Here is a 17979-nt window from a genome sequence, read left to right as displayed (position 1 = left end):
CCCCGACCCGCACCGCGCACAGCGCCAGCGAACCTCGGCCCGCCGACCCGGCCCGATAGCGTCCAGCCATGCACAGCGTCGACCGCCAGACCGAGCAGATGATCCGCTCCGTCCTCGCCTACGCCGAGAACCGGCTCCGCCTCGACCCCGTCCCGCTGGACCGCGGGTCGCGCCGCGTCGAGGACCTCGAGGCCGTCTTCGGCGGCCTGCTCGGGCAGAAGGGCACCGACCCCGACCAGGTGCTCGGCATCTACACCTCGACGATCGCGCCCGCGGTGATCAGCGCCGACAGCCCGCGCTTCCTCGGGTTCATCCCGTCGGCGCCGACGAAGGCGTCGCTGCTCTTCGACATGCTCGTGTCCTGCGCGTCGATCCAGGGCATCTCATGGCTCGAGGCGGCCGGCGCGGTGCACGCGGAGAACCAGGTCCTGCGGCTGCTCGCCGATGCGGCCGGGCTGCCGGCGTCCGCGGGCGGCGTCTTCGTCAGCGGCGGGTCGGCGGGCAACCTGTCGGCGCTCGCCGTGGCCCGCGAGACGGCGAAGCGGCGCGCCGCCGAGCGCGAGGGGGCGGACGCCGTCCGGGGCCGGCGCTGGCGGGTCGCGGTCGGCACCGACGCGCACTCCTCGATCACGAACACGCTCATGCTCCTCGACATGGACGCCTTCGTCGTCGAGACCCCCGACCACCGGCTCACCGGCGAGGCGCTGCGCGCGGCGCTCGCGGCGGACGGCGACCCCGCGTCGGTGGCGGCCGTCGTCGCGACCTCGGGGACGACGAACGCGGGCATCATCGACGACCTCGCCGGCGTCTCCGCAGTCGCCCGCGAGCACGGCTGGTGGTTCCACGTGGACGGCGCGTACGGCGCGGCGGGGCTCTTCGCGCCGACGGTCCGGGAGAAGTACACCGGCATCGAGCACGCCGACTCGTTCATCGTCGACCCGCACAAGTGGCTCTTCACGCCGTTCGACTGCTGCGCGCTCGTCTACCGCGACCCGGCGCTCGCCCGCACGGTGCACACCCAGGACGCGTCCTACCTCGACGTCATCCACTCCGGCGCGATCGACGGCGGCATCCCGGCCGAGTGGAACCCCACCGACTACGCGTACCACCTGACCCGCCGGGCCCGCGGCCTGCCGCTGTGGTTCTCGCTCGCCGTCCACGGCACCGACGCCTACGGGACGGCCATCGAGGCGGCCCTCACCCTCGCCCGGCAGACCGCCGAGGAGATCCGGATCCGCCCGCACCTCGAGCTGATCCGCGAGCCGGACCTGTCCGTCGTCCTCTTCCGCCGCCTCGGCTGGGGCCCGGACCAGTACACGAAGTGGGCCCAGGACCTGCACGACGCCGAGATCGCGTTCATCCCGCCGTCGGCCTGGGAGGGCGAGGTCGTCGGCCGGTTCGCGTTCCTCCACCCGCACACCGACATGGACCTCGTCCGGGAGATCCTCGACCGCACCGAGTGACCGCACCCGCCCCCCCGGGCGGCCGGGGGATCATCGGGCCGGAGGACCCGGGTCGCCCCGCCGGGCCCGGGTGTACGCCGGAAGGGTCCGCGGCGGCCGATCCCGGGGCACCCGTCCCGGCGCCGCCACGGGCTCGGCGAGGAGGCGGCCGCCATGCCGCAGATGCACCTCCAGCACGTCGCGCTGAGCGTCACCGACATCACCCGCAGCGGGCCCTGGTACGAGGAGCTCTTCGGGCTCGCGAAGGTCGCGGAGTTCACCGAACCGGCACCGATGCAGGTCTACATGTCTCCCGACGGGCAGGCCATCGACCTGCGCCAGGACCCGGACGTCGACCGGGAGCGGTTCAGCGAGAGGCACGTCGGGCTCGACCACGTCGCGTTCGTCTGCGCCGACCGGGCCGAGCTGGACGCCTGGCGCGATCGGCTCACGACGCTCGGGGTCGAGACGTCCGGTGTGGAGACCTCACCGTTCGGCTGGCACCTGAACTTCCGTGACCCGGACGGCATCCCGCTGGAGTTCTTCCTGCCGATGTCCGCCGGCTGACCCGTCGCGGCCGCCCGGCCCGCACGTGCGACGACCGACCGCGCCCCGCCCGGAAGAGAACGGGCCGGGGCGCGGTTGTCGTCGTTCGGCCGGCGTCGCGCGGCCCCGACGGAGGGATGTCGATGAGCGAGGCCGACCACGCGCACCAGCCACGCTCGGCGGTGCCGTTCTGGACGGTCGCCGTCGTCCTCACCCTGTTCCTCACCGGGGCCAGCGCCCCGAGCCCGATGTACGCGCTCTACGCGAGCCGCTGGCACTTCTCCCCGACGACCCTGACGGCCGTCTTCGCGGTCTACGCGATCGCGCTGCTCGCCGTCCTGCTCACGTGCGGCGGGCTGTCGGACGCCGTGGGCCGCCGGCCCGTGCTCCTCGCCGGGATCGCCGTCCAGACCCTCGCGATGGGGATCTTCTTCGCGGCGGACGGCGTGGGCTGGCTCTTCGCCGCCCGCGTCGTCCAGGGGGTGGCGACCGGCCTCGTCACGGCCGCCGCCGCAGCGGCGCTGCTCGACCTCCAGCCGCGGCTGTCGACGGTCGGGCCGCTCGTCAACGCGCTCGCGCCGTCCGTCGGGCTCGCGCTCGGCGCGGTCGGCGCCGGCGCGCTCGTCCAGTACGCCCCGGCGCCGCTGCACCTCACGTACGCCGTCCTCGTCGTCCTGCTCCTCGGCAGCGCCGTCGCGACCGCCCTGCTCGTGCCGGGGGCGACGACGCGGCGCCCGGTGAGCCTGCGCCCGCGGGTCAGCGTGCCGCGCGCGGTGCGGCCGGCGTTCTGGGCCGCGCTGCCGGTGCTCGTCTCGACGTGGGGGCTCGGCGGCTTCTACCTCTCCCTCGGGCCCTCGCTCGTGCTCAGCCTGGCCGGCAGCAGCGACCGGCTGCTCGGCGGTGCGCTGCCCGCGGTGCTCTGCGTGTCGGGTGCCGCGGCCTGCCTCGTGCTCAACACCCGGACGCCGGAACGGATGATGCAGGCCGGCACGGTGATGCTGCTGGCCGGCCTGCTGCTCAGCGTCGCCTCGATCGCCGGCGGGACAGCGGCCGGGCTGCTCGCGAGCACGTTCGTCTCCGGGGCGGGCTTCGGCTCGGCGTTCCTCGGCGCCTTCCGCTCGCTCGTCGTCCGGGCCGACCCGGCCCGCCGCGGCGAGCTCCTCGCCGCGGTCTTCACCGCGGCGTACCTGTCGTTCTCGCTGCCCGCGATCGTCGGCGGCCTCGTCGCGACCCGGGTCGGGCTGCAGCCCACGGCGGTCGGCTACGCCGGGGTGCTCTCGGCGCTCGCCGCGGTCGCGCTCGGCCTGCGGGTCGCCGCCGCGCGCCGGCCGGCACCGGTCACCGTCTGACCGCCCTGCCCTGCCCTGCCCGTACCGCCCGACGTCACAAGAGCGCTCCAACGACCGACACGCCGGGTTCGCGGCCCCTTGGTGCGTTCTGCGGTACGGCCGTCCCAGGGGCCGGACGGCGGTGCCGGCGGGCGATCCGACGGCCACGGCCTGCCCGGCGACGGTTCCATGAGACATTGGCGCCATGGCCCGCACCCCCTCGGCCCCGGCCCGTCGCACGGTGCTCCGTGCCGCCCTCGCGCTCGGTTCCGGCGGCGTCCTCGCCCCGCTCGCCGGGTGCTCCTCGGACGGCGGGTCGGCCGCCGCGGGAGGCCCGACGTCGGCGGCGCAGGACCCGGCGGCCCTGCTCGCGAAGGCCCGCGCGACCCTCGACGCCGCACCGTCCCTGGCGTTCACCCTCCAGGGCGCCGACCTCCCCGAGAACGGCAACGTCCTGCTCGGCGGGACGGGCGACCTGGAGCGGCCCGACGGCTTCGCCGGGACCCTCGACGTACGGTTCGCGGGCGTCCTCGCCAAGGTCGAGGTGGTCTCCACCGGAGGCACCTTCTACGCCAAGCTCCCGCTGACGACGGCGTTCTCCAAGGTCGACCCGAAGACGCTCGGCTTCACCGACCCGGGCGGCTTCATGAACCCGGAGACGGGGATCTCCCAGCTGCTCTCGCAGGCGAAGGACCCGAAGCTCGGCGGCGAGAGCCGGGTCGTCAGCGAGGTCGTCCGGCAGGTCACGGCGACGCTGCCCGGCGCGCTCGTCGACGACCTGCTCACGAGCGCCGACCCGGCCCAGGACGTCGCCGCGACCTTCGGCATCACCGCTGCCGGTGAGCTCCGGCAGGCCGAGCTCGTCGGCCCGTTCTACGCCAAGGGCGTCGACAGCACGTTCACGATCCTCCTGCGCGACTACGGCAAGAGTGTCCAGATCACCGCGCCTGCCTGAGCCGGTGGCGGCGCCCGCCGCCCCGGACGCCCCGCCCCTGCGCGCCCTCCTCGTCGCCTCGGTCGCCGTCCTGCTCGCCGCGGCGGACACCTACGTCGTCGTCCTCGTGCTGCCGGAGATGATGGGCGGCGTCGGGCTCGGCATCGACCAGCTCCAGCGCGGCGCACCGCTCATCAGCGCGTTCCTGCTCGGCTACGTCGCGGTCCTGCCGCTCGTCGGGCGGCTCGCGGACTTGCGCGGCCGGGTGCCCGTGCTCGTCGCCTGCCTGCTCGCCTTCGCCGTCGGGTCCCTGCTCACGGCCGGCGCGGACACCCTGACGACGGCCGTCCTCGGCCGCGGCCTGCAGGGCCTCGGCGGCGGCGGGCTCGTCCCGGCGACCCTCGCCCTCGTCGCCGACCGCTGGCCCGTCGAGCGCCGCGGCGTCCCGCTCGGCGCCGTCGGCGCCGTCCAGGAGCTCGGCAGCGTCCTCGGCCCGCTCGTCGGCGCGCTGATCCTCGCGGCGTCCGGCTGGCGCGCGGTGTTCTGGGCGAACCTCGTCGCGGCCGCCGTGCTTGGCGCGCTGCTCTGGGCCCCGAGGCGCAGCGACCCCCGGCTCGTCGCCCTCACAGCCGTCTCGACCGGACTCACGGCGCTCGCCGTCCTCTCTCCGGAGCGGCTCACCTCGGGCGTGCGGACCGGGCTCGCGTTCGCCCCGCTCGCCGCGGACCGGGCCTGGACGGCGCCCGTCGCCCTCGCAGCCGTCGCCGGCTGGCTCGCGCTGGCCGCCGTCTGGTGGGTGCGGCACGGCGGGGCGGCGGTCACCGCGGCCGTCGACCTGCCGTCCGCGGCGCTGCTCACGGTGGCGCTGTCGTGCCTGGTCCTGGCCTTCGCGACGTCCGACCCGCAGGTCCAGGTCGTCGCGGACGACGCGCCGCTGCTGCTCGCGGGGTGCGCGGCCGCGGCGGCCGGGTTCTGGTGGCGCAACCGGCGCACGGACCGGCCGCTCGTCGCGCCCGGGCTGCTCGCACCGCGGGCCGCGTGGGGAGCGCTCGTCGTCAACGTGCTCGTCGGGACGGCGCTCGTCGCCGCGCTCGTCGACGTCCCGATCTTCGCCCGGCTCACGACGGCCTCGCAGGACCAGGTCGCGGCCGCCCTCGAGCTCGTCCAGCTGCTCGCGGCGGTCCCCGTCGGTGCGCTCCTCGGCGGCTGGCTCTGCCGCCGGACCGCCCCGCGCTGGATCGCGGCCACCGGCATGCTCCTCGCCGCGGTCGCGCTCGCGGCGATGACCCGCTGGGACGCCACCGCGCTCGACGGCGCCGGCAGCGCCGCCGTGCTCGTGCTCGCCGGCTTCGGGTTCGGCCTCGTCATCGCGCCCGTCAACGCCGCGCTGCTCGCGGTCGTCCCGGACGACGCGCACGGCCTCGCGACCGCGCTCGTCGTCGTCGCCCGGATGATCGGCATGCTCGTCGGGATCTGCGCGCTCACCGCCGTCGGCCTGCGGGTGTTCTACCTGCGGCAGGCCGAGATCGGCTCCCCGCTCACGCTCTGCCCGCAGACCCCGACCGACTGCCCGCCGTTCGAGTCGGCGACCCAGGCGGCCGCGCTCGCCGAGCTGCACGCGGTCTTCGGCGGGGCCGCCGGCTGCGCGCTCCTCGCGGCGGTGCTGTGCGCCGTCCTGCTGCGCGTGGATGGCCCCGGCCGGGCCGCGCCGGGAGAGCTCATCCGGACGGCGTGACCGTGCCCTGCACGACGGGTCAGCCGTCGAGCGTCGCTCGGGCCGCGACGAACGCCGCGACGCAGCGGTCCACGTCGTCCGCGGTGTGCGCGGCCGAGAGCTGCACCCGGATCCGCGCCTTGCCCTGCGGCACGACGGGGTAGGAGAAGCCGATCGCGTAGACGCCGTGGTCGAGGAGCAGGTCGGCCATCCGGCCGGCGCGGGCGGCGTCCCCGATCATGACCGGCGAGATCGGGTGCTCGCCGGGGGCGATGTCGAAGCCCTCGGCGGTCATCCGCTCCCGGAACCGGCGGGTGTTGGCCTGCAGCTGCGCGCGCAGGGCGTCGCTGTTCTCCGCGAGGTCGATCGCCGTGAGCGACGCCGCCGCGACGACGGGCGCCACCGCGTTGGAGAACAGGTACGGCCGGGACCGCTGCCGCAGCAGGGCGACGAGCTCGGCGCGGCCCGAGACGTAGCCGCCGCTCGCGCCGCCGAGCGCCTTGCCGAGGGTGCCGGTGACGACGTCGACCCGGTCCCGGACGCCGAACAGCTCCGGGGTGCCGCCGCCGTGCGCGCCGACGAACCCGACGGCGTGCGAGTCGTCGACCATGACGAGCGCGTCGTACCGGTCGGCGAGTGCGCAGATCTCGTCGAGGGGGGCGAGGTAGCCGTCCATCGAGAACACGCCGTCGGTCGCGACGAGCCGGCGGCCGGCGTCCTGCGACTCCTGAAGGCAGCGCTCCAGGTCGGCCATGTCCCGGTTGCGGTAGCGGAACCGGCGGGCCTTGGAGAGCCGGATCCCGTCGATGATGCTCGCGTGGTTGAGCTCGTCGGAGATCACCGCGTCGCCCTCGCCGAGGAGGGTCTCGAAGAGCCCGCCGTTGGCGTCGAAGCACGAGCTGTAGAGGATCGTGTCGTCCGTCCCGAGGAACGCCGACAGCCGCGCCTCGAGCTCCTTGTGGACGTCCTGGGTGCCGCAGATGAACCGCACGGACGCCATCCCGAAGCCCCAGCGGTCGAGCGCGGCGTGCGCCGCGGCGACGACGTCCGGGTGGTCGGCGAGCCCGAGGTAGTTGTTCGCGCAGAAGTTCAGCACCTCGCGGCCGTCGTGCAGTCGCACGGTCGCGTTCTGCGGGCTGCCGAGGACCCGCTCGGGCTTCCACAGGCCGGCGTCGCGGATCTCGTCGAGGGTGCGGGCGAGGTCCTCGCGCAGGTGCTGCGTGGGTGCGGTGTCGGTGCTGCTCCCGTTGCTCATCCCGGCAGCCTCCTGCGCGCTCACAGCCTGGTCCAGTCGAGGATGACCTTGCCGCTCCCGCCGCCGCGCGCGGTGTCGAAGGCCTGCGCGTAGTCGGCGGCGGAGAACCGGTCGGTGATGACCGGGGAGATGTCGAGCCCGCGCTCGAGGAGCACCGTCATCTCGTACCAGGTCTCGAACATCTCCCGGCCGTAGATGCCCTGCAGCGTGATCATCCGGGTGACGACGCGGCCGAAGTCGACGGCGAACGGGGCCGACGGCAGGCCGAGCATCGCGATCCGGCCGCCCGCGACCATGTTCGCGATCATGTCCTGGAGCGCGGCCGGCTGCCCGGACATCTCCAGGCCGACGTCGAAGCCCTCCTTGAGCCCGATCGTGCGCTGGACGTCGGCCAGCGACGTCGTCCGGACGTCCACCGCGAGCGTCGCGCCGACCTTGCGGGCGAGGTCGAGGCGCTGCGGCGAGACGTCGGTGACGACGACGTTGCGCGCCCCGGCGTGGGCGACGACGGCGACCGCCATGAGCCCGATCGGTCCGGCGCCCGTGACGAGGACGTCCTCGCCGAGCACCGGGAACGTCAGCGCGGTGTGCACCGCGTTGCCGAACGGGTCGAAGATCGCCGCGACGTCGAGGTCGAGGTCCGCGACCCGGTGCACCCAGACGTTCGTGGCGGGCAGCACGAGGTACTCGGCGAAGGCGCCGTCCCGGTGCACGCCGATCCCCTTGCTCCGGTCGCACAGGTGCCGGCGACCGGCCATGCAGTTGCGGCACGTGCCGCAGACGATGTGCCCCTCGCCCCCGACGAGGTCCCCGACGGCCGGGCCGCCGCCGTCCGCGCCGACGGCGCTGCCGACCGCGGCGACCTCGCCGACGAACTCGTGGCCGACGACGAGCGGGGCCGTGACGGTCCGGGCCGCCCAGTCGTCCCAGGCCTGGATGTGCAGGTCCGTGCCGCAGATCCCGGTCCGCAGCACCCGGACGACCACGTCGCCCGGCCCGGGCACCGGGTCGGGCACCTCGACGAGCGCCAGACCGGGCCCTGCCTGCTCCTTGACCAGCGCTCGCACCGCTGCCTCCTCGTCGCGTCACCCGCTCGGGCGCCCAGTCTCGCGACCCGGGGACCTGCGGTCCACCGAGGCGGCGGGGCGTCCGCCGGACCGGCGCAGGAATCTCGGCGGACCCGGGAAACCAACCGGGCCCGCCGAGCGACAGCACCTCGTGACGGACAGGGACGTCGAGCGGCCCGTGAGGTCCGTGCGGAACGAGTGGGGGAGGACCTGGGCATGATCGTGCAGGGGCTGCCGGGACTGCCGGCGGCCGCCCTCGCGGGCGGTCGCACGGTCGGTCCGGCCCGCCCCGGCGGGATAGTGTCCCGGGATCTGCAGCCGGGGGGCCGGCGTCCCGCCGACCGCGGCCCGGCAGGCGTACGTGACCCCGATGGCGGTTGGGGAGGACATGTCGTGGCACACGACGACGCGGGGACGGCGGCCACCGGCCACTCGCCCCCGGGTCGCGGCGCCGCTGTGAGCGAGGCGACGGGCGTCGACGCCGCAGCGGAGTTCGAGGACTTCTTCCGGACCTACCACCGGGACCTGTCCCGGGTGGCGTACGCCCTGACGGGCAGCCACGCGGAGGCGGACGACGTCGTCGCCGACGCGCTGACCTCGGCCTGGCGGCACTGGGAGCGGGTCCGGGCGGCCGAGCACACGCTGGCGTACGTGCGCCGCAGCGTGGTGAACCTCGCGGCGAGCAGGGTCCGCCGCAGGGTCCACGAACGGCGCGGGTCGGCGCTGCTCGGCCCCCTCACCTCCTGGCTGCACACCGGGCCGGACGTCGTGTCGCGGGTCGACCTGCAGGCGGCGATCCTCGCGCTGCCGCCGCGGCGGCGGGCCTGCGTCGTCCTGCGGCACGTCGCGGGGCTGAGCACGACGGAGGTCGCCGAGACCCTCGGCATCAGCGAGGGTGCCGTCAAGAGCCAGACCTGGAAGGCCCTGGCACAGCTCAGGGACACGCTCGGGGAAGCCCACTCCGGAGCGGCGGGCCACTGGTCTGCCGAGCCGGGAGGAAGGAGGTCGACGTGAAGGACGACCACCAAGGCCCCGACCCGCTCGTCGTCGCGGCGCTGCGGCGTCTGGGCGACGAGCACGAGCCGGACAGCGACGCGATCTGGGCGCGGGTCGACCCGGCGCGGGCGGGCGCCGACGCGCCGGTCGCGCTCGACGGGCGCCGGGACCGCGCCGTCCGGGCGCGACCGGTCGCCGGCGGCCCGCGCCGTCCGCGGCTCACCGGCTCGCTCGCCGCCGCCCTGGCCGCGGCCTCGGTCCTCGGCGTGCTCGTCGTGAGCCAGGTCGTCACGCGCCCGCAGGGCGGCGCCACCCCCGCGACGGTGACGTCGCGGACCCCGAGCACCGGTCCGACGTCCACGACGACAGAGCCGGACGGCGCCGCGCCGACCGCGCTCGGGTCGGCCGCCGTGACGAGCCTGCGCCCGTCGTCCGGGTCGTCGTCGGCCGACGCGGCGCCGTCCCGCGGCAGCGCCGGTCCCACGACGCCCCGGGCCGGTGGCACCGTCGCCTCCTCCCCGGCCGGCGGCCCCGCGCGACCCGGCTTCCCCGCACCCTCGCCGGCACCGCTCGGCTCCGGGGAGCGGGCGGTCCTGCTCACCACCGACGTCCTCTCGGACTGGGTCGTGGTCGGGGCCCGCGGCGACGGCCGGCAGGTGCGGGCCAAGCGGCCCGTCGGCGGCGCGTTCGAGGTGACGGCCCCGGCCGGGGCCGTGGTCACGGCGTCCCCGCTGCTCGTGTCCTGGTCCGACGGGTTCCCCGAGCAGTCCCGGACGGGGGCCACGACCTGGCTCCAGGGCCCGCGGGGCGGCGCCTGGACGGTCACCGTCGACCGGGTCGACGTGCCGCGCCGGCTCGTCGTCCGGGCCGGCGGGGCACCGGGCGGCGTCCGGGTCGACGTCAGCGCACCCGACCGGCAGCCCGGGCGCTGGGTGCTCGGCGACAACCCGGCCGGGTCCGGGCCGTTCACGGTCGCCCTCGAGGTGCCGGGCGGGGCCGGGCCGGTCACGGTGACCCTGACCCCGGCCGCCCAGGACGGCCTCGCCGTCTCCGCCGTGACCCTGCAGCGCATGTAGCGCAGGGTCCGGCCACAGACCGCCGGTGCCCGACGGGGGCCGCCACCCCCGCCGGGCACCGGCGCCCCACATGACAGGCTCTGCGGATGGCAGACGTCGAGATCACGTCCGTGGACCACGGCTGGTTCGTCCGGCCCGCCGAGGAGACCGCGGACGGCATCCCGCGCGTCGTCCCGCTCGTCGGCTACGTCGTCCGGCACCCGCGCGGGGTGCTCCTGCTCGACACCGGGATCGGCACCCACCCCGAGACCGATGCGCACTACCGCCCGCGCAGGCACGGGATCGCCGCGGCGCTCGCCGGCGTCGGGCTGCGGGTCGAGGACGTCGACGTCGTCGTCAACTGCCACCTCCACTTCGACCACTGCGGCGGCAACCCGGCGTTCACTACGGCGCCGGTCGTCGTCCAGGCCGTCGAGCTCGCGGCCGCGGGCGAGGCCGACTACACGCTGCCCGGGCTCGTCGACGCGCCCGGCGTCCGGTACGACGTCGTCGAGGGCGACGCCGAGATCTGGCCCGGCGTCACCGTCGTCCCGACCCCCGGCCACACCGCCGGGCACCAGTCGGTCGTCGTCCGGGACGGCGACGGCACGGTGACCGTGCTCGCCGGCCAGAGCCACGAGACGGCGTCCGACTTCGCGGCCGACGCGCTCGCGCTCGCCGCCGCGGGTGACCCGGGCCGGGACGGCGGCCCGCTGCCGGTGCCCGCGGCCTGGGTGGCCCGGCTGCTCGCGCTCGACCCGCGGGTCGTCCGGTTCGCCCACGACGACGCGGTGTGGGTGCCGCGGTAGCCGCCAGGGGTGGTCCCGCGCGTCGCACTGCGGCGGCCCGGCGCCCTGGCACGATCGCCGCGTGACCGTGACCGATCTGCTCGGCTGGGCCGGCTCGGCCCTGCTCGTCTACTCGCTGCTCCAGGCCCGCGTGCTGCGCTTCCGGCTGCTCAACCTCGCGGCGTCCCTCGTGCTCGTCGTGTTCAACGCCGTCATCGCCGTGTGGCCGATGGTCGCGATGAACGTCGTCATCGCGGTCATCAACGTGTGGCACACGGCACGGCTGCTGCGGACCCGGCACGACGACCTGCACTACGAGGTCGTGCCGATCACCGCGGACGAGCCGTACCTGCGGCACGTCGTCGACCGGCACCGTGCCGACATCGAGCGGTTCAACCCCGACCTCGACCTCGCCGGGCACCTGGCCGCCCCGCAGGCCGGGGCCCTGGCCTTCCTCGTGCTGGCGGACGGCGAGACGGTCGGCGTCGTCCTCGCGCACGGCACGGGCACGCCGGGGGAGGCCCAGGTCGACCTCGACTACGTGCTGCCGCGGTTCCGTGACTTCACGCCCGGCGAGTTCGTCTACCGGGCCGGCGGCCCCTTCAGCCGCAGCGGCGTCCGTCGCGTGCTCGCGCCGCCGCGGATGCTCGGTGCCGAGCGCTACCTGCGGGGCGTCGGCTTCCGGCCGGACGGCGGTGCGCTCGTCCTGGAGCTCACCGCGGGCCCGGGGGCCCCAGCAGGTCCAGGAGCGCCCGCGGCCCGGTGACGAGGCTGCCCGCGGGGAGCCGCTCGCGCAGGCCGCGGTCCGCGGTGGCGACGAGCGGCACGGCGCCGGTCGGCGGGGCGAGCACCGCGATCGCGACCTCGACGACGGCGGTGTCGCCGTCGTGCGCGGCGAGGAGGACCTCGACCGCCGCCCGGACGTCGTCCGGCACGGTCATCGCCCGGGCCCGCCCCTCGACGACGGCGACGACCCGCGCGACGTGCACCGGTGCGCCGTCCGGCCCGAGCGGGACCCGTTGCCCCGCAAGGGGAACCAGCGACATCACCAGCCGTGCCGCGGCCCCGGCCCGGTCCTTCCACCACCGGTCGGGCCGCGAGCCCATGACGTTGGCGACGTCCACGACGAGCACGACCGACGTCACGCACCGAGGCTACCGACCGCCTCGATCGCCCCGTATCCCCATCTCTTCCCCAGACACTAGAAAGCCCCAGACACCCCGATCCTCTCCCCTCGAGTTACTAGCGCGTATGACCCGTTTACTGGGTCATACGCGCTAGTAACTCCGGGTTGCGCGGGGAACGATCGGCGCGCGACACGACATAAGCGACTCTTCGTCAATCTGCGGTCCGCGCAATACAGCCGGATACCGTCGAAGCATGGACCCGGTCCGCAACCCGTACGCGCCCGGCGCCGGTCAGCGCCCGCCGGAGCTCGCCGGGCGGGACGTCGAGCTCGAGGCCTTCGACGTCGTCCTCGAGCGGATCGCCCGCGGCCGCCCGGAGCGCAGCATCGTCCTCACCGGGCTGCGCGGCGTCGGCAAGACCGTGCTCCTCAACGCGCTGCGGTCCGCCGCCGTCCGCCGCGGCTGGGGCACCGGCAAGCTCGAGGCGCGCCCCGACCAGCCGCTGCGTCGCCCGCTCGCGGCCGCCCTGCACCTCGCCGTCCGTGAGCTCGGGACGGCGCACGCGGGGGAGAGCGAGTACGTGCTCGGGGTGCTCAAGTCGTTCGCACAGCGCGAGGACGGCGTCCGCGCGTCGGCCACGGTACGCGGCAAGGCGGCGTCCGGCCGGCTGCGGGACCGCTGGCAGCCGGGCATCGACGTCGCCGCGGTGCCGGGCCGGGCCGACTCCGGCGACATCGAGATCGACCTCGTCGAGCTGCTCAGCGATGTCGGTGGGCTGGCCGCCGACGCCGGCCGCGGGATCGCGGTGTTCGTCGACGAGATGCAGGACCTGGGCCCGGACGACGTGTCCGCGCTGTGCGCGGCGTGCCACGAGCTGAGCCAGACCGGTCGGCCGCTCGTCGTCGTCGGTGCCGGGCTGCCGCACCTGCCCGCGGTGCTCTCGGCGAGCAAGTCGTACTCGGAGCGGCTGTTCCGGTACCAGCGGATCGACCGGCTCGACCGGGCCGCCGCCGACCGCGCGCTCGAGGCGCCCGCCAAGGACGAGGACGCCGAGTTCACCACCGAGGCCCTCGACGCGCTCTACGCCTCGACCGCCGGGTACCCGTACTTCGTCCAGGCGTACGGCAAGGTCGCCTGGGACGTCGCCCCGCGCAGCCCGATCACCGCGGACGACGTCCGGGTCGCGGCGCCCGAGGCCGAGGCCGAGCTCGCCGTCGGCTTCTTCGGCTCGCGGTACGAGCGGGCCACGCCCGCCGAGCGGGAGTACCTGCGCGCGATGGCCGACCTCGCGGCGTCCGTCGACGACGGCGAGGCCGACCCGCACGACGGCGTCCCGACGGCCGCGATCGCCGAGCACCTCGGCCGCAAGGCGCAGTCGCTCTCCCCGGCCCGGGACGCGCTCATCAAGAAGGGCCTCGTCTACAGCGGCGAGCGCGGCCGGATCGCCTTCACGGTGCCGCACTTCGGCCGCTACCTGCGCCGCCACGGCGCGGACTGACGGGACGGACGGGCGCGGTGGCGTACGACGAGGAGGTTGCCGACCGGCTGCGGGAGCGGCTGCAGGACGTCGACGGGCTGCGCGAGCAGCGGATGTTCGGCGGCCTCGCGTTCCTCGTGCACGGGAACATGGCCGTCGCCGCGAGCTCGACCGGCGGGCTGCTCCTGCGCGTGGACCCGGCGCTGACGCCGTCGCTCGTCGAGGACCCGCACGCCGAGCGGTTCGTCATGCGCGGCCGGGCGATGGACGGCTGGCTGCGGATCGACCCGGACGGCGTGACGACGGACGAGGACCTCGACCGCTGGGTGTCGCTCGGGGTCGCCTACGCAGGGGCGCTGCCGCCCAAGCGCTGAGGACGGCTAGGAGCCTTCGCCGGGCAGCCGGTACACCGACACGTGCGACGGTGAGCCGGCGGTGAAGGGCGCACCGGACCAGTCGGCGTGCCGGGACTCCAGCGTGAACCCGGCGAGCCGGCCCATGAGGTCGAGCTCGGCGGGCCAGACGTACCGGTGCGGGCTGCGGTCGAGGCGCGCCTCGCGGCCGGCGCCGAAGGTCACGTGGTGGGAGACGACGTGCTGGTGCAGCACGTCGTACGTGTCGAAGAGGACGTAGCCGGGCTCGACGACGCCGACGGTCGCCTCCTTCCCCGGCGGCAGCGACCGCAGCTCCGGGACCCACAGCTCGACGACGAAGCGGCCGCCCGGCAGCAGGTGCCGGGCCGCGTTGCGGAAGCACTCGACCTGCTCGTCCTGGGTGAGCAGGTTCGAGATCGTGTTGAAGACGAGGTAGACGAGCGAGAACCGGCCCGGGGCACGAGTGGTCGCCATGTCGCCGAGGACGACGGGGACGGTGCGCTCGTCGACCTTCGTCCGGAGCACCTCGACCATCGGTGCCGACAGCTCGATGCCCGTCACGGAGACGCCGCGGCCCACGAGCGGGACGGCGATGCGCCCGGTCCCGATCGCCAGCTCGAGCGCCGGCCCGCCCCCGGCGAGGGCGACCAGCCGGTCGACGGCCGGGTCGACCACCTCCGGGACGAACATGCCCGTCCCGGGGGTGTCGTAACGGCGGGCCGTCCCGGCGTCCCAGAGGTCCTCGCGGCGGATGTCCTGCGGCAGCATCCCGCTGATGCTGTCGCCCCGGCGACCGTCCGGTCCACGGCTTTTCGACGGGCGACCAGCGGCCGCGGTGCGCCGTCCGGGGTGTCGCCGGCCTGTGAACGCACGGCGAAATGTCCGTGTCGGCCCTTGATCGGCGGCCAGGAGCGGAGGAAGGTGGGATCTGAGGTTGAACTCTCAACAGAAATGGTTTACGGTTCAATCGTTGAGTTCGCAAGAACCACGCGAACCGCCGACAGCCTCTCGCACGCCAGTACACCGAGCACCAGCGGACATCGACCCAGGAGACAGACACATGAGCGCGTTCCCCGCCGACCTCACCGGCACGTGGACCATCGACGAGGGCCATAGCACCGTCGGCTTCGCCGTGAAGCACGCGGTCGTCGCGACGACCCGCGGCAAGTTCACGTCCTACTCCGGCGGCGCGACGATCGACGCCGCGAGCCCCGAGTCCTCGTCGATCTGGGTCGAGATCGACGCCGCCTCGGTCGACACCGGCAACGAGCAGCGTGACGGCCACCTGAAGAGCCCGGACTTCTGGAACGCCGAGGAGAACCCGAAGATCACGTTCAAGAGCACGTCGGTGAAGATCGCGGGCGACGAGGTCGTCACGACGGGCGACCTGACGATCGGCGGCAAGACGAACGCGGTCGACATCACGTGGGAGTTCGGCGGCGTCGCGAAGGACCCGTGGGGCAACGTGAAGGCGGGCTTCGAGGGCACCGCGACGATCAACCGCTCCGACTGGGGCATCACCTGGAACGCCGCGCTCGAGACCGGCGGCTTCCTCATCTCCGACAAGGTCAAGCTCGTCCTCGAGATCGAGGCCGGCAAGCAGGCCTGACCCACGCCCGTCCGACGACGCCCCCGCCGCACCCGCGGCGGGGGCGTCGTCGCGTTCCCGGGCCCCCGCTCTGCCCCTCTGAGGGAGTTCGCCGTGCGATGCAACGGCGAACTACCTCTGAGGGGCGGACGGCGTCCGCAGCCGGCGCGCGGCGACGACCGAGCCGAGGCCGACGACCACCGCGACGCCGAACGCCGCGAGGTAGGGGGCGGGGCCGGCCGGGTCGTCCGGACCGAGGCCCCGCGGGAGCAGCGCGGCGAACACCGCGCCGGCGGCCGCGAGCGCGACGGCCGTCGTCAGCGCCTCGCTCGTCGTGAGGTCGGCGCTCGCCTCGCCCCGGCGTTCGGGGGCGGCGAGGTGCAGCGTGAGCAGGGACGTCGAGGCGTACGCCAGGCCCATGCCGGCGCCCGCGAACGCCCACGCGAGGACGGCGAGCCAGCCCGGGGCACCGGGCAGGGCGCAGGTCAGGGCGACGACGAGGCCGATGGCGACGCTCACCGACCCGGTCCGGGCGAAGCCGTAGCGCCGGTCGACCTCCGGTACGCGCCCCTGCCGGAAGGAGAACGCCGCCCACGTCACCGCGCCGACGGTGAGCGCGAGACCCGCCCGGGTGGGCGACCAGCCGTGCTCGCGGACGAGCACGAGCGGCACGAACGTCTCGCCCGCGGCGAAGCCGGCGGCGATGAGCCCGCGCAGCGCGACGACCGACGGGACGCCCCGCACGAGCCGGAACGTCCCGGCCGGCAGCATTCGGACGGCGGCCGCGAGCACGACGACCAGCGCGAGCACGGCGCCCGCCCGCCAGGGCGCGGAGTCCCGGCTGCCCGCGAGCTGCAGCACCGTGGCGCCGGTCCCGGCGACGGTCGCGAGGGCGATCCGGCGTCCGACCCCTGCGGAGCGCCGCGGCGGGCCGCCCCGGTCGCCGTCCGCCGGGCCGCCCTGGGTGGGGTCGTCGTCCGGCGCCCGGTCCCGCACGGTGACGAGCGTGAGCACGGCGCCCGGGATCGCGACCGCCGGCACGAGCAGGAACACCGAGCGCCAGCCCCACAGGTGCAGCATGAGCCCGGCGAGCGACGGGCCGACGAGCCCCGGCACGACCCAGGCGGCCGAGAACGCCGCGAGCACCCTCGGCCGGGCCGGCTCGGGGACGCTCGTGCCGAGCATCGCGTAGAGCGCGACGATGAGCATGCCGCCGCCGAGCCCCTGCAGCGCCCGGGCCGCGACGAAGACCGTCATCGTCGGCGCGAGCCCCGCGAGGAGCAGCCCGGCGGTGAAGAGCGCGACCGCCGCGAGGATCGGCCGCCGGGGGCCTCGCGCGTCCGCCCAGGCACCGCAGACCGCCATCCCGACGACCGACGTCGCCACCGTCGCGCCGAACCCGAGCGCGTAGAGGGGCAGCCCGTCGAGGGCGGCGGCGACCGCCGGCATGACGGTGCTCACCGCGAGCGACTCGAAGGCGATGAGCGACACGAGGGCCACCGCGCCCACGGTGAGCAGCCGGACGCGCCGGTTCTCGGCCGGCGACAGCGGCCCGGGGGACGGCGCGGCCGGTGCGGGTCCGGCAGGTACGGGCTCGGTCAGCGGTTCGGAGGACACGCCGAGGACGCTAGGACCTCACGTGCGCTGCAGGTCAACCGGCCGCGACCGCGCGGGCCTCGAGGTCGAGCAGCAGCTGCTTGGCCGCGAGCCCGCCGGCGTACCCGGTGAGCGCCCCGGACGCCGCGACGACCCGGTGGCACGGCAGGACGACGCACAGCGGGTTCGCGCCGAGCGCGGCCCCGACGGCCCGGGACGCCGTCGGCCGGCCGAGCGCGGTCGCGAGCGCCCCGTAGGACGCGGTCGTCCCGTACCGGACGCCGGTGAGCACCTCGAGCACCGTGCGCTGGAACGGGGTCGCCAGCACCGGGTCGACGGGCAGGTCGAAATCCTGGCGGCGGCCGCCGAGGTAGTCGTCGAGCTCGCGCCGGACGGCGTCCAGGGCGCGTCCGCCGCGCAGCACCCGCGGCGAGACCCGGGCGGCGAGCCGGGCGAGCACGGCGTCGGCGGCCGCGTCGTCCGGGGCGTAGGTCGTCGCGAGCAGCGTGCCGTCGTGGTGCGCGGCGAAGAGCATCCGGCCGAGCGGGGTGTCGTCGACGACGTACGCGACGTCGCCGCCGGTCAGCGTCGGGCGGCGGACGGTCGGCTCGTAGCCGCGCAGGGCGAGCTCGAGCGGGTCGGTCATCCGGTCGCCGTCCCGGTCGGACGGGCGGACGGCACGGGTCGGGCGG

The 17979-nt window shown here is 75.5% G+C and carries 18 protein-coding genes; 12 read left to right on the top strand and 6 right to left on the bottom strand.

Annotated elements, in window-relative coordinates; all coding sequences use genetic code 11:
* Positions 1–68 precede the first annotated feature (68 nt).
* From EDJALFJO_RS03580 to EDJALFJO_RS03560, 5 genes are all read left to right on the top strand, one after another.
* Positions 69–1463 carry a pyridoxal-dependent decarboxylase gene (locus EDJALFJO_RS03580; RefSeq protein WP_088282297.1) on the top strand — a complete coding sequence of 465 codons (1395 nt, stop codon included), beginning with the start codon at positions 69–71 and terminating at the stop codon, positions 1461–1463.
* Positions 1464–1616: 153 nt separating this feature from the next.
* The gene (locus EDJALFJO_RS03575) at positions 1617–2009 is read left to right on the top strand and encodes a VOC family protein (protein WP_088282295.1); all 393 of its coding nucleotides are present in this window, start codon (positions 1617–1619) and stop codon (positions 2007–2009) included.
* Positions 2010–2131: 122 nt separating this feature from the next.
* On the top strand, positions 2132–3337 hold the full coding sequence (locus EDJALFJO_RS03570) for an MFS transporter (protein ID WP_158220274.1): 1206 nt from the start codon (positions 2132–2134) through the stop codon (positions 3335–3337).
* Positions 3338–3521: 184 nt separating this feature from the next.
* The gene (locus EDJALFJO_RS03565; protein ID WP_088282291.1) at positions 3522–4271 is read left to right on the top strand and encodes an LppX_LprAFG lipoprotein; all 750 of its coding nucleotides are present in this window, start codon (positions 3522–3524) and stop codon (positions 4269–4271) included.
* Between the two features lie 4 nt (positions 4272–4275).
* Complete coding sequence (locus tag EDJALFJO_RS03560) at positions 4276–5985, top strand: MFS transporter (RefSeq protein WP_088282289.1); 1710 nt, start codon at positions 4276–4278, stop codon at positions 5983–5985.
* Between the two features lie 19 nt (positions 5986–6004).
* On the opposite strand, the gene EDJALFJO_RS03555 is transcribed toward EDJALFJO_RS03560, so the two are convergent.
* Together EDJALFJO_RS03555 and tdh are read right to left on the bottom strand one after the other, a co-directional pair.
* Entirely contained in the window at positions 6005–7219 is a 1215-nt protein-coding gene (locus EDJALFJO_RS03555; protein WP_088282305.1) for a glycine C-acetyltransferase, read from the bottom strand.
* A 20-nt stretch (positions 7220–7239) separates the two neighbouring features.
* On the bottom strand, positions 7240–8286 hold the full coding sequence (gene tdh / locus EDJALFJO_RS03550) for an L-threonine 3-dehydrogenase (protein ID WP_088282287.1): 1047 nt from the start codon (positions 8284–8286) through the stop codon (positions 7240–7242).
* Positions 8287–8679: 393 nt separating this feature from the next.
* Here tdh and EDJALFJO_RS03545 point away from each other — a divergent pair, with 393 nt between their 5' ends.
* The 4 genes from EDJALFJO_RS03545 (at position 8680) to EDJALFJO_RS03530 (ending at position 11891) form a co-directional block, all read left to right on the top strand.
* Complete coding sequence (locus EDJALFJO_RS03545) at positions 8680–9300, top strand: SigE family RNA polymerase sigma factor (protein ID WP_158220273.1); 621 nt, start codon at positions 8680–8682, stop codon at positions 9298–9300.
* Positions 9297–10358, top strand: coding sequence for a hypothetical protein (locus EDJALFJO_RS03540; protein WP_088282283.1), 1062 nt, complete (start codon positions 9297–9299; stop codon positions 10356–10358). Before EDJALFJO_RS03545 ends, EDJALFJO_RS03540 begins: the two co-directional genes overlap by 4 nt.
* Before the next feature lie 86 nt (positions 10359–10444).
* Positions 10445–11146, top strand: coding sequence for an MBL fold metallo-hydrolase (locus EDJALFJO_RS03535; RefSeq protein ID WP_088282281.1), 702 nt, complete (start codon positions 10445–10447; stop codon positions 11144–11146).
* A gap of 61 nt (positions 11147–11207) precedes the next feature.
* The gene (locus EDJALFJO_RS03530) at positions 11208–11891 is read left to right on the top strand and encodes a hypothetical protein (RefSeq protein ID WP_088282279.1); all 684 of its coding nucleotides are present in this window, start codon (positions 11208–11210) and stop codon (positions 11889–11891) included.
* Here EDJALFJO_RS03530 and EDJALFJO_RS03525 read toward each other — a convergent pair.
* Positions 11839–12270, bottom strand: a complete 432-nt coding sequence (locus tag EDJALFJO_RS03525) for a hypothetical protein (protein WP_198949966.1) — start codon at positions 12268–12270, stop codon at positions 11839–11841. The genes EDJALFJO_RS03530 and EDJALFJO_RS03525 overlap by 53 nt on opposite strands.
* Before the next feature lie 235 nt (positions 12271–12505).
* Here EDJALFJO_RS03525 and EDJALFJO_RS03520 point away from each other — a divergent pair, with 235 nt between their 5' ends.
* Together EDJALFJO_RS03520 and EDJALFJO_RS03515 are read left to right on the top strand one after the other, a co-directional pair.
* The gene (locus EDJALFJO_RS03520; protein WP_088282277.1) at positions 12506–13750 is read left to right on the top strand and encodes an ATP-binding protein; all 1245 of its coding nucleotides are present in this window, start codon (positions 12506–12508) and stop codon (positions 13748–13750) included.
* Positions 13751–13767: 17 nt separating this feature from the next.
* The gene (locus EDJALFJO_RS03515) at positions 13768–14103 is read left to right on the top strand and encodes a TfoX/Sxy family protein (protein WP_088282275.1); all 336 of its coding nucleotides are present in this window, start codon (positions 13768–13770) and stop codon (positions 14101–14103) included.
* A gap of 6 nt (positions 14104–14109) precedes the next feature.
* Here EDJALFJO_RS03515 and EDJALFJO_RS03510 read toward each other — a convergent pair whose 3' ends face one another.
* Complete coding sequence (locus EDJALFJO_RS03510) at positions 14110–14871, bottom strand: class I SAM-dependent methyltransferase (protein WP_198949965.1); 762 nt, start codon at positions 14869–14871, stop codon at positions 14110–14112.
* Positions 14872–15163: 292 nt separating this feature from the next.
* Here EDJALFJO_RS03510 and EDJALFJO_RS03505 point away from each other — a divergent pair, with 292 nt between their 5' ends.
* Entirely contained in the window at positions 15164–15712 is a 549-nt protein-coding gene (locus EDJALFJO_RS03505) for a YceI family protein (RefSeq protein ID WP_088282273.1), read from the top strand.
* A 111-nt stretch (positions 15713–15823) separates the two neighbouring features.
* Here the strand turns inward: EDJALFJO_RS03505 and EDJALFJO_RS03500 are convergent, their stop codons facing one another.
* On the bottom strand, positions 15824–17308 hold the full coding sequence (locus EDJALFJO_RS03500) for an MFS transporter (protein WP_088282271.1): 1485 nt from the start codon (positions 17306–17308) through the stop codon (positions 15824–15826).
* 34 nt (positions 17309–17342) lie between these two features.
* A partial coding sequence (locus EDJALFJO_RS03495; RefSeq protein ID WP_233149659.1) for a methylated-DNA--[protein]-cysteine S-methyltransferase occupies positions 17343–17979 on the bottom strand: 637 nt, incomplete at its 5' end.

This window comes from Kineosporia sp. A_224 (genome assembly GCF_002198655.1).
GTDB lineage: Bacteria > Actinomycetota > Actinomycetes > Actinomycetales > Kineosporiaceae > R-H-3.
This window is presented reverse-complemented; position numbering and strand designations above follow the sequence as displayed.

Excerpts from the sequence above, each read along its gene's own strand:
- EDJALFJO_RS03555 (WP_088282305.1), bottom strand. The coding sequence starts at position 7,219 with ATGAGCAACGGGAGCAGCACCGACACCGCACCCACGCAGCACCTGCGC.
- EDJALFJO_RS03535 (WP_088282281.1), top strand. The coding sequence starts at position 10,445 with ATGGCAGACGTCGAGATCACGTCCGTGGACCACGGCTGGTTCGTCCGG.
- EDJALFJO_RS03565 (WP_088282291.1), top strand. The coding sequence starts at position 3,522 with ATGGCCCGCACCCCCTCGGCCCCGGCCCGTCGCACGGTGCTCCGTGCC.
- EDJALFJO_RS03580 (WP_088282297.1), top strand. The coding sequence starts at position 69 with ATGCACAGCGTCGACCGCCAGACCGAGCAGATGATCCGCTCCGTCCTC.
- EDJALFJO_RS03505 (WP_088282273.1), top strand. The coding sequence starts at position 15,164 with ATGAGCGCGTTCCCCGCCGACCTCACCGGCACGTGGACCATCGACGAG.
- EDJALFJO_RS03575 (WP_088282295.1), top strand. The coding sequence starts at position 1,617 with ATGCCGCAGATGCACCTCCAGCACGTCGCGCTGAGCGTCACCGACATC.
- EDJALFJO_RS03570 (WP_158220274.1), top strand. The coding sequence starts at position 2,132 with ATGAGCGAGGCCGACCACGCGCACCAGCCACGCTCGGCGGTGCCGTTC.
- EDJALFJO_RS03510 (WP_198949965.1), bottom strand. The coding sequence starts at position 14,871 with ATGCTGCCGCAGGACATCCGCCGCGAGGACCTCTGGGACGCCGGGACG.
- EDJALFJO_RS03520 (WP_088282277.1), top strand. The coding sequence starts at position 12,506 with ATGGACCCGGTCCGCAACCCGTACGCGCCCGGCGCCGGTCAGCGCCCG.